The organism is Chryseobacterium capnotolerans, assembly GCF_021278965.1.
Taxonomy (GTDB): Bacteria; Bacteroidota; Bacteroidia; order Flavobacteriales; family Weeksellaceae; genus Chryseobacterium; species Chryseobacterium capnotolerans.
The window spans coordinates 932,390-943,779 of sequence record NZ_CP065589.1 but is presented as its reverse complement, the minus strand read 5'-3'; the positions used below and the strand labels follow the sequence as shown (position 1 = coordinate 943,779).

The following is an 11,390-nucleotide window of genomic DNA, read 5'->3' as shown; positions in this document are numbered from 1 at the left end:
GCTGTTTATTTGTTTAAAGCCTCTTCAATACGAATAATTAAATCTGAATAATGCGCTCTTGAAGCGTCATCACCTCTGTATCTGGTGTTGTTCAGGAAGTTCAGAACTTTTTGTAATTCTGATCTTTTGTACGTAGTTACTTCAGATACTCTCTTCATGGATGAATAATTGATGTTTCTAAGGTTTTTACCTTCTTCATGATAGTTGCAGATCATTGGCATATTTAATGTCTGATCTGTCTTCAATGTTTTTACGGCTGTTTTTTCGAATAATTTGTTCACCGAAACAATCAATGCATCCACGTAGTTCTTCTGCGCCATTTTCTCAAGCATCGTAAGGCTTCCTTTCTTGTTAAAAATGGCTGTTCTTACCTGTTCAAATAAATTTTCTACTGTGTAGATCTTCTCTTTTGAACCTGAAACTTCATGCTTCAACTCGTTCTCAAGGAGTCTAAGCAATCTGTCATCCATAAACAGGGAATAGATATTGGCATACTGCATTCCTCTGGCCAGGGTATATGGTGTCTGTTCAAACGGTCCCATTGGGGAATTTTTCACCGAATATGTTTTCTCAGTAATCGGGTTAAAGAATAACCACTCCGGAAGATTGATCGAGTTTTTAACCAAATAATCAACCGCTCTTCTCTGAGTTTCAGCAGGAACTGCTTCATAGGCTTTTTTCTTATTACCAAAAACTGTATTGTTCAGGTAAATTCCTCCTACATTCGCCATTACATGTCCTGTATACAGATCCCATTGACCGATAACCCCCATGTATAATTTACCTGCATCTGTATAATCTTTACCGTCTTCATAGGTCCATTTTAAAAGATTATTGGCTACAACTTTCAGATTTTTCATTCCATATTCGCTGGCTTTCATCGCATCATCACCTAAATCTTCAGACTGCGAACGCGGGTCTATCGTTTCAAGATAACTCTGTTGTTCACCATAGAAATATAATGGGTCATCTTCATGCTTCTCTATTAAATTTCTCAGCGCTTTTTTCTCAGCGAATTCATCCGGATACCAACGGTACCCCCATTCAATCGCATATTTATCATAGATTCCGATCTTTGGAGTGATGGCTGTAACTCCATCTTCCGGTTGTGCCACATAATTGTAACGTGCATAATCCATGATAGAAGGTGCCGTTCCACCCATCTTATCAGTAAATTCTTTGGAACGAAGAGATTCTACAGGGAATGCAAAAGAGGATCCCATATTGTGCTTCAATCCGAAAGTATGTCCCACTTCATGAGAGGATACAAAACGAATGGCTTCTCCCATATACTCATCACTGAATTTATTAGCTCTCGCTCTGGAATCAATAGGTCCTATCTGAATTCTCATCCATTCCTGGAGAGAAGTCATTACATTGTGCCACCAGATGATATCAGCCTCAATGATTTCACCACTTCTTGGATCTACTACAGATGGCCCCATCGCATTAGACTTTGGAGAAGCAGCATATGTGATTACGGAATATCTTACATCATCAATATCAAAATCTTCATCTTTTTCATCCGGCATCTTAGCGATGACAGCATTTTTGAACCCTGCCTGCTCGAAAGCAACCTGCCAGTCATGAACTCCTGCAATGATCTTTTCACGCCATTGTTTTGGTGTGGAGGGGTCTATATAATAAACGATCTGCTTTTTAGGCTCTACCAGTTCACCTCTCAGATATTTTTCTTTGTCCTCATCTTTAGGCTCTAAGTTCCAACGGGTAATGAAGAATTTCTCGTCCATTTTCTGCTGTTGATCATTAAAGAACCAATGCTTTTCACTGAAAAACCCTACTCTTGCATCTGCAACCCTAGGTTTCATAGGAATCTTAGGAAGCAGTACCAGATTGCTGGTTACTCCAAGTGTTACCGGAAGATCCACACCGCCTTCATTTACAGAGGTACTCAGTTGGGATTTCACCACAAGATTTTCCGGGAATGTTTTTACTCCTTCAATAAAGGAAAGACTTGATTTTACTGATCCGCCAAGACCTACATTAGCCAATACATCATTAAAGCTTTTCTGATTTCCGTCAAAAACCTTATTCACTTTAATAGCTACCGAAGTAGAATCACTGTTTTGGGCTTCAATATCAAAAACCTCAATCACAGATTCTGAAAAGTTATCTTTAACAGATTTTGTAATGGCATCATTTTTAGGAGAAGACACTTTTGCTTCCGAAGTTCTTACCCATACTTTTTTCGCAACTTTGTCCCTGTGAAAAGAAATGATCTTATTTTCATAGTTCATTCCTTTGTTCAGACCTGCCTCATTTACCTGCATAGGTACCTGAGAGAGCTTGTTCACTACCAAAAACTGACGTCCCATCAAACTGTCAGGAATTTCAAAATAAAGATCTGTTTTTACCTGAATGGTATTGAAGATCCCTTTTTTATAAGTTCCTTTCTTAATCAGTTCGTCAATTTTTTTTGCTTTCTTTGATGATGAAAGATCTGCTTTTTCGGTTTTGTCCTTGGTCGTTTTTACAGTGTCTTTTTTCTGTGCCAGAACTGCCGGCGATGCCATAGCAAGTCCAAGATACAGTGCAAGCCTGTAATTCTTCATTAAAATAGTCCGATTCATTCCAAATAGTAAATATCTTAGTTTCAGCTGGCAAAGCTATAGGTATAGTGAATTATATAGGGTCTTTTAGGGAGTGAAAGGTGATTATTCGGGAGTGAATGGATTTTTTCATTTTAATCCATTAATGGCAAAAAACATATAAAATTTTCACCATCTACAGAAATATGAAGTGAATTTTGTTTAAAATATTCATAAACCTGATTCAAATAATCAATTCCGAATTTCTCTCCCTGAACGGCTTCCGTTTTGGGCTGATAAGTATTCCTCACCGTAATCCCTTTCTCCTCTACTTCTATCATGATTTCCAACGGCTGATCTATGGTTGCAACATTGTGTTTTATAGCATTTTCCGTCACAATTTGAAGTGACAAATACGGGATCCGTTTCTTTAAGCTTTCAGGGTCTTTGATCATAAGCTGAAAATTCAGTTCTTCATCAAACCTGCTTTTCAGAAGATCCATATATTTCTGAATAAAATCGATCTCTTTGGCAACGGGTACAATATTTTCCTTTGGCGGAACAATCAGATACCTGTAAATTTTGGAAAGATTCATGGTGAATTTCTGAGCATTCTCCTTATTTATACCTATCAGCATATATAATGAATTCAGAGAATTGAAAAGAAAATGCGGGTTGATATTATTTTTAAGCTGCTGAAGCTGGTTAATAACTTCCGCTTTATGCATTTTCTCATTCTCAATCAACAGGAGATTTTTTTCAGACTGAATCTTTTCTTTTTCTTTATATGCCATGTTTGTAGACCGTTGAAAAAGAATAAAAACAGTAACAATCATAAATAAAGCTGCCAGAAATATATAAATAGTATAAGCTTTTACCTTATTAGTATTCTCATCAATGATAAAATTGACATGATTCACTACCGCATACCCATCAAAATTATCTGTTTTCAATGGTTTTATAAACCGTGTGACTTCCATTCCCAAATACTCTGAGGCTGCAATTCCTTCAGTGTATCCTGATTTTGCTTTATTGCATAATGTGTCCTTCGCTTTAATATCTGTGAATTTAAAAACATTTTTCCCAATGTACTTTTTCTCAGGATGGGTAATACAAATTCCTTCTTTAGTAAATACATAAGCATAGGTATTAGAGCTTTTATCTACATTGGTAAAATATTGATGCAAATCATCTAAACTTACCGTAGAGCCATAATAAAGAACATTTTTCCCAGGCAGTACCAAAGAGTCATAGCTTACCCAATACATACTGTCTTTACGATTTATCAGAAGATCTTTAAAATGTCCGGAACCATTATTTTTTATAGCAATGGAGTTCGCTGTCTTATTCCTCTCTTTAAAAAGGTCTGATAAGGGGTTGTTGCTTTCATACGTTCCGGTTTTACTATTGTCATAATAATACCAGCTATAAGTTAGCAGGTTTCTTTTTTTATTCAGATCATTTAAAACCAAAGAATAATCTCTATAGTTTTTCAGTCCGTCTTTTTGAATCAATTCACGAAGCAGATACTGATAATCTTCAATATTCCTGAATTCACTTTCTACTGATTCGTACTTCCTGAAAAATGTTTTTTTGGCAAAATCCTCGTTATTTTTACGGTTATCTTCAGCGATCAAATGACTCAAAACAGCAAAAGCCACTACTGCAATTAAGCAGGTGGATAAAGCAGCAGCGTAAATAGATTTTTGGGATAAGGCGTGTTTAAAACTAATACTCAATTTCTTCTGCATTTATATTATCCCAAAAAAGAAAGGCAATACCTGAAGCAAAGCCTATATTTTACGATTTATTTATGGGATAATTTATTCGTTTGCAAAGATATAACAAAGATTTCAGGACCATTGAGTGAAATAAAATTATCTTAAAAATCCTGATAAATACAACCTGTTTTTGATGAAAAAATTGAGGATAAAATGATTTGTTTTGATAAAAACAAAAACTGCCCTATATACAGCAGTTTAAATATGTTCTGGTTTTGCATACTATTCTATAAGTTTTTTAATAATTCTTCAGCATTCAGAACAGATGCAAACTCTTCATTCAAATTGGCCAATGCCATGAGGTGAACTAATTCTGCATCATACCTTTCTCCATTTATTCCTACTCTGTCAAAAGCAGCTGTCGCATCTGAAATAACATAAGTTTCATATCCATAATTCCCAGCCATTCTTGCCGTTGTAGAAACACAATGGTTGGTGGTAATACCTAGAATTACGACAGCACTTACTTTCTGAGCCTCTAATTTCTCTTTCAGATCAGTTCCTATAAAAGCACTGTTCACGTTTTTAGTGATAATGCATTCATTACGTAGAGGCAGGACATTGTCATTAAATGCAAACCCAGGATCAGAGTCATGTAATTTAGATTGAGAATTTGTTGAACTGTGTCGAATGTGAAATATCGGTAAATCCAATTCCCGCCAACTCTCCAATATTTTTCCACTTATTTTTTTCGGCATCTTTATTATTTCTATTTCCGCCCCAATAGTTTTCATCAAGAAATCCTTTTTGAATATCAATAAGGATTAAAGCCGGTTTTTTATCTCTTAATTTCATATTATTTATTTGAAAAGTCTGCTCATCAAAAACTTTTTATACTCATCAGTCAAGGGACAATCAAAAAGGTCAAATACATGAACCGCCCCCGGAATCACCCACAGCTCAGTTGCCACTCCTGCCTTATATAATAATTGAGAGAACTCAATACCTTCATCTCTTAAAGGATCAAGTTCACAGGCAACAATTGTTGTTTGAGGCAGTGCAGAAAAATTACGGTAGTGAGTAAGATCTGAATAGGGAACACTATTCTTCATATTTTTTTTGCCTAAAAAATGCTGCCATGCTATTTCTGCATATCTTTTATTCCATAACGGAGAGTCTGTAAACTCCAGCATAGAAGAAGTATCCAATCCATTATGAATAACAGGATACAATAAAAATTGATGTTTAATATTATTTATATTCTCGTCGGCAGCCATCTGAGCCACTGACGCTGCCAAATGTCCTCCCGCACTGGCTCCCATCACGGTAAGCTGTTCAGTATTTATCCCCAGCTGGTTTTCACCTTCTTCAATCACCCATTTTAAAGCATCAAAGCCATCCAGAATAGGTATAGGAAAACGATATTGAGGTACCAATCTGTAATCTACAGATACAATGGTTGCCTGTAATTCATTGGCTATTTCAAACATCTCACTGTCAACCTGCTCCGGCAAACCAAAAACATAGCCACCGCCATGAAAATAAATCAACGTTTTATTTGGATCAAATTTTTCCGGTTGATAGATATGCAGTCTTATTTCTTTACCATCCATTGAACTTGGAATAAAGATATCTTTCACCTTGATATGATCCGGTTGTCTAACAGGGTTATTCTTTGTAAACTCAACTCTTTCCTTCTGTATTATTTCAGGAGCATTCAAAAATATATTTTCATCGAGTTCCAATGAATACGGAACACTTTCCATACTAGCCCTCAGCTCCTTGTTAATTCTATTTAAATCCATAACATTCCCATATAAAAAATCTATAATAAAAGGCTGTGAAAACAGGACATTCATCCTATATTTCCTCTTTTATTTGTAAATTTAAATCATCAATGCTGTACAATACAAATGTACAAGAGATTGTATGGAGCGAACAAAAATGTTAGTATGAGTATTAAAGAATCATCCACCAATAACGAGAATAAAAAAACGCTGGAATCAAGCTGTTCCGAGATATATGCCGTTAACCTGATTAGTGGAAGATGGATACTTTCCATCTGCTATCAACTTAAACGGGAAAGATTAAGATTTGTTGAACTGAAAAACAGAATTTCCAATATTTCAGAAAGAATGCTTACCCTCCAGCTTAAGAAAATGGAACAGGAAAACCTGATTGTAAAAACAGTATATGCTGAGGTTCCTCCCAGAGTGGAATATGAATTATCTGAAATAGGGAAAAAGCTGCTTCCGGTACTTGACCAGCTTGAGTCTTGGGGTAAGGAGCATAAAGAATCTAAGAAAAAGGACTCATGATTTTATTATAGCAGAAACCTGCTCTACTCTGCTAAAAAAAATCAGGATATGAAAATGTAAGTCTTAAAATTAGTTAATATCAACATTCAGGTTCCCGATTCCCACCTATATATTTTGAAAATTATTTATCTTCGCTTCAAATCTTATTTGAAAATGAAGAAGATCATCTCCGGGATATCTATTGTTTGCTCTATTGTCATCTCTGCTCAGGAGACTATACAGTTTCAGGAACTACCATTTAAAGAAATTATAGCAAAGGCCAAAAAAGAAAAAAAATTGGTTTTTATTGATGCGTATGCTTCCTGGTGTGGACCATGCAAAATGATGGAAAAAAATGTTTTTCCTCAGAAATCCGTGAGAGAATACTTCAATACCAACTTTATCAATGCAAGATTTGATATGGAGAAAGGAGAAGGAAGAGATCTTGCTTCTAAATTCGGAGTACGATCTTACCCTACTTATCTTTTCCTGAATGGTGAAGGCGAACTTGTTTCCAGAAACACAGGTTATATGGAAGAAGGGATGTTTGTGACAATGGCTCAGGATATTAATTCACAAGGGAATAAAAAAGGTTCTCTGAAAGAAAGATTTGCTAATGGGGAAAAAGATCCTCAATTCCTGATCAATATTATGAAGCTTAATTCTGATACTGATTATGAGTTTGCCAAAAAAGCATCTGAAAGGTATTTTGAAAATAAAAAGGCATCTGAACCTCTTTCAAAAGATGAAATAGGGTTTATGCTATTTTTCCTGAAATCTACAGAAGATTCCAATTATAAAGCCTTTGTTTCCAGAAAAGCAGAGATCATCAAATTTCTTCCCGAAGAAACATACACCGAATTTGATTCCCAGTTAAAGCTATCAAAAATCGTAGAACAGTCCATTGATGATAAAAACAAAAAAGTAAATGATGATTACTTTATGAAAATGGCTGAACCATTGGTTGGGAAACAAACTGCAATTACTAAACTGAATCAGACCAAACTTAACTATTACGAGCGAAATGCCAATTTCCCGGAATATGAAAAAGCAGCTTTGGATTATTACAAAAATCCTGAAACATTCAATCCGGATGAACTTTTAAGAGCAGCATGGGTATTTGTAGATCATGTACAGACACCATCTTCTTTAAAAAAAGCAACCGAATGGGCTGAGAAATCTGTAATGCGAGGGGAAACTTCAGAAAACACTTACATCCTAGCTAAGCTTTATTTCTTAACAGGGAATAAGGAAATGGCAAAAAATTATGCTGAGATGTCTAAAAACATGGCAACTCAAGCAAACAGAGATTCTAATCTAGCAGAAGAATTATTAAAACAAATAAAATAAACACTTGATGAAATACAGAGTATTAATGGGTGCTTTGGCATTCCTGAGCATAGGTTCACTGAAGGCTCAGGAACAGGAACAAAGCGAAGATAAAGGTTTGTATGTAAAAGGTAATGCTCTTTTTTTACCAATAGGAATTTTTAACCTAGCTGTAGAAAAGCAGATCAGTCCTAAATACACCCTACAAGGAGATGTTTTTGTCTCACCGTGGAAGTCTTTTGCAGGACATGAGTTACAATTTTACTCTGTTTCTGCTGAAGGAAGGTATTATTTCAAAGAGGCTTTCAAACATTGGTATATAGGAGCGAATGTCTCTGTTGCGGCATACAAAGCTGCTAAATGGAACTATTGGAATGACAATGTTACCCAAAAAGATGATGGAGAATATGTCATGAATTCTAATCTTTACCAAAAAGGATACTCTATTATGTTGGGTATTACCGGAGGATATCAATTTCAATTATCTGATCGCTGGAATCTCGACCTCTATGCCACTATAGGAACTTCGCAAAGCTTTTATAAGGGATATGACAGAACCACCGGAAAACGCTATGATGATGCAGAAAACTTTAATAAAAGTGGTGAAATAATTCCCTACAGGGGCGGTGTAATGATCTCCTACAAATTTAAATAGTACCATGAAACCATTCGGAAGAAATCATATTATCATATCAGTGATCACTTTTGTGATCCTTTTTTAATGAATTATCTGGGAAATGATCTTCCAGATAAGTTACAAAGAGCCTTATTAACTGCTTTTGCAGGTGTCGTAGGTTTAACGATTGGACTCTTTATCTTAAACAAGGGTAAAAATGATAAAAATCCACCCCAAAATTTTGATTAAAAGGATGGAAGTCAGAAGCTGGAGGCTGGAAGTTATGATGGTCATAAAGAATTACTTTTACCCTTTTTAAAGGACTACTTAGTAATAATATGACTAAAAGTAACATCTAACCTCCAGCTTCCAATTTTATCAATTAAAAATTTTACTCCAGATTGATATCCATTAATCTTCATATACCACATACTGGGTTCTGATCTTTTCAAAATCTTCCAGATCTTTTTTCCATGAAGCCTTAATTTCTGGAATTGATCTACCCGCAATAATCTGCTTTCTGAATTCATCCGTTCCGGAAAGAGTATCAAACCACAAATTTTTTAAAAAGAAATCCAGCTGAGGATTTTTGTAATTCTGGTAAGCCTTGATTACCCATTCAAGATTCAGTTCTCTTAGATCCTTCGGATAATTGGAAAGATCTTCACCATAACACAGTTTACCGTTTAAAAATGGATCTTTAGCGCCATAACTTGGCTTAGGAGTAAATTGATAGGGTAAACATTCCGTCCATGGTGAACCATAGATTTGGAAAGGCTGATCTGTGCCCCTTCCTACAGAAACCTGAGTTCCTTCAAAAAAGCATAAACTTGGATATAAATTGATCGCTTTATCATTAGGTAAATTCGGTGATGGTTTATCTAATATCGGATAACGCTGTTTTTTATGGTAGTTCTTCATCTGGATTAAAGTATACTTTGCCTGAACTCCATTTTTCAGCCATTTTTCTCCATTCACCATTTTTCCGTACTCACCAATGGTCAGCCCATACACTACCGGAACCTCATGCATTCCAACAAAACTTGCCCATTTTTTTTTCAAGACCGGTCCATCAGTATATCCATCGTGAGGATTGGGACGGTCCAGAACCAACACTTCAACATTATTTTCAGCACCTGCTTCCATCAGGTAAGTCAAAGTAGAAATATAGGTATAAAACCTCACTCCCACATCCTGAATATCAAACACAACAAGATCAATTCCGGCCAGTTGTTCAGGCTTCGGTTTTTTGTTGCTGGCATAAAGGGAAACAATAGGAATTCCTGTTTTCACATCTACTCCGTTTTTTACCTTTGCTCCTGCATCAGCATCTCCTCGGAAACCATGCTCAGGAGCAAAAATAGCTTTGATTTTCACTCCGTTTTTCACTAAAAAATCTACCAAGTGAGTCTTATCACTCATCAATCCTGTCTGATTTGTAACGACTCCAATGGTTTTATCTTTTAATAGGGGTAAATAAAGCTCAGGCTGATCTGCCCCGGTTTTAAAATCCGGTTGAACTTGAGTTTGAGAATAATATTGGTTGAATACTCCTAAAAAAATTAGGCAAATCAGAAGTAAATTTTTAATTTTGAAATCTAAATTCATAAGCTTGAAGTTTCCTTTATATTTCTCTAGAAAAATAGCGTTTTCCAAAGATAACAAAAATAACCTTTCAAGGGTTATCATCTTCATTGGCAGGCTTTCCGTAGCACTGGGAATTATTGTTTCCCTGATTACGGTAGCCACCGGATTCGGTTCCAAAAAAGCTATTAAAGAGAGACTCGCAGATTTCAGCGGACACATTACGGTAAGATCTACCCGATCTAATTCTTCTTATAATACCTCGGTTTTAGATAACCAGGGACTGAATATTGCCAAGATCAAGGAACTTCCTGATGTGGAAGCTACCCAAAAATATGTAACGGTTACCGGAATTATGCGTAATGAGCATAATTTTGCAGGAATTATATTTAAAGGAATCGGAAAAGATTTTGACAGTTTACGATTTAAAAAATTCCTTATTGCCGGAACTACACCTAAGGTAACTGAAGTAGGTTTCAACAGTGATGTTACTATTTCACAAAAAATAGCCAATGATCTCCATCTTAAGGTCAACGACAGTATAGTCACAGTATTCTTAAAAGCCGATCAAAAACCTCTTTATAGAAAATTTAAAATCATTGGAATCTATAGAACAGACATTAAGCTCATCGATGAACAGTTTGTGATTGGTGGAATTAATCATGCGAGAAAAATTCAGGATATGAAACCTGACGAGATTGGAGGAATTGATATTTTCCTAAAAAATGTGAATGATATTGATAAAGATTTCCCTGATATTGAAAAGCTGATCGGTTATAAAAACTATGCTGAAAAAGCAACAGAGAAATTTCCACAGATTACTGACTGGATCAGTATTTTTGATACCAATATCGCTCTTATCATCATCATCATGCTGATTGTAGTGGTTATTAATATTATTATGGTTCTTCTCATCCTTATTATTGAAAGAACGAACTCTATCGGTCTACTTAAGACCTTAGGAGCAAGCAATGCGCAGATTAGAGCTACTTTTATCAATTATACCCTTATCATCATGATTCCGGGACTTTTATATGGTAATGCCATTGGATTAGGATTAATTTTAATTCAGAAATTCTTTGGAATTATTAAGCTTAATCCTGAAAATTACTATGTAAGCACTGTTCCGGTAGATCTTAATCCTATTGCCATTGTTTCCATTTCATTAGGAATTTTGGCGATATCTGCTCTCGCATTAATTATTCCTAGTTATCTGATCAGTAAGATTTCTCCGGTGAAAGTAATTAAGTATAACTAATCTTACTATGGGGTTAAAAAAATTAAGCTTTTAATC

Annotated in this window: 8 protein-coding genes and 1 pseudogene; 4 read left to right on the top strand and 5 right to left on the bottom strand. The window is 35.5% G+C overall.

Annotated elements, in window-relative coordinates; translation table 11 throughout:
• Positions 1-5 precede the first annotated feature (5 nt).
• The 4 genes and pseudogenes from H5J24_RS04435 to H5J24_RS04420 all read right to left on the bottom strand — a co-directional run bounded on the left by H5J24_RS04435 (position 6) and on the right by H5J24_RS04420 (position 6,075).
• A complete protein-coding gene (locus H5J24_RS04435) occupies positions 6-2,591 on the bottom strand; it encodes a zinc-dependent metalloprotease (RefSeq protein WP_068944218.1) in 2,586 nt (861 codons plus the stop codon).
• 113 nt (positions 2,592-2,704) lie between these two features.
• A complete protein-coding gene (locus H5J24_RS04430; RefSeq protein ID WP_068944219.1) occupies positions 2,705-4,300 on the bottom strand; it encodes a histidine kinase in 1,596 nt (531 codons plus the stop codon).
• A 257-nt stretch (positions 4,301-4,557) separates the two neighbouring features.
• Positions 4,558-5,125, bottom strand: a pseudogene (locus H5J24_RS04425) (cysteine hydrolase family protein).
• A 5-nt stretch (positions 5,126-5,130) separates the two neighbouring features.
• On the bottom strand, positions 5,131-6,075 hold the full coding sequence (locus H5J24_RS04420; RefSeq protein WP_068945169.1) for an alpha/beta hydrolase: 945 nt from the start codon (positions 6,073-6,075) through the stop codon (positions 5,131-5,133).
• 147 nt (positions 6,076-6,222) lie between these two features.
• On the opposite strand from H5J24_RS04420, the gene H5J24_RS04415 reads away from it, so the two are divergent.
• The 3 genes from H5J24_RS04415 to H5J24_RS04405 all read left to right on the top strand — a co-directional run bounded on the left by H5J24_RS04415 (position 6,223) and on the right by H5J24_RS04405 (position 8,551).
• Positions 6,223-6,588, top strand: coding sequence for a winged helix-turn-helix transcriptional regulator (locus H5J24_RS04415; protein ID WP_068945170.1), 366 nt, complete (start codon positions 6,223-6,225; stop codon positions 6,586-6,588).
• A gap of 153 nt (positions 6,589-6,741) precedes the next feature.
• Entirely contained in the window at positions 6,742-7,917 is a 1,176-nt protein-coding gene (locus H5J24_RS04410) for a thioredoxin family protein (RefSeq protein WP_068944221.1), read from the top strand.
• A 7-nt stretch (positions 7,918-7,924) separates the two neighbouring features.
• Positions 7,925-8,551 (top strand): DUF3575 domain-containing protein, encoded by a 627-nt coding sequence (locus H5J24_RS04405; protein ID WP_068944222.1) that lies wholly within the window; start codon positions 7,925-7,927, stop codon positions 8,549-8,551.
• 372 nt (positions 8,552-8,923) lie between these two features.
• On the opposite strand, the gene H5J24_RS04395 is transcribed toward H5J24_RS04405, so the two are convergent.
• Positions 8,924-10,120: an exo-beta-N-acetylmuramidase NamZ family protein gene (locus tag H5J24_RS04395; RefSeq protein ID WP_068944224.1), complete on the bottom strand. Its 1,197-nt coding sequence runs from the start codon at positions 10,118-10,120 to the stop codon at positions 8,924-8,926.
• 4 nt (positions 10,121-10,124) lie between these two features.
• Here H5J24_RS04395 and H5J24_RS04390 point away from each other — a divergent pair, with 4 nt between their 5' ends.
• The gene (locus H5J24_RS04390) at positions 10,125-11,354 is read left to right on the top strand and encodes an ABC transporter permease (protein ID WP_068945171.1); all 1,230 of its coding nucleotides are present in this window, start codon (positions 10,125-10,127) and stop codon (positions 11,352-11,354) included.
• Positions 11,355-11,390: the final 36 nt, after the last annotated feature.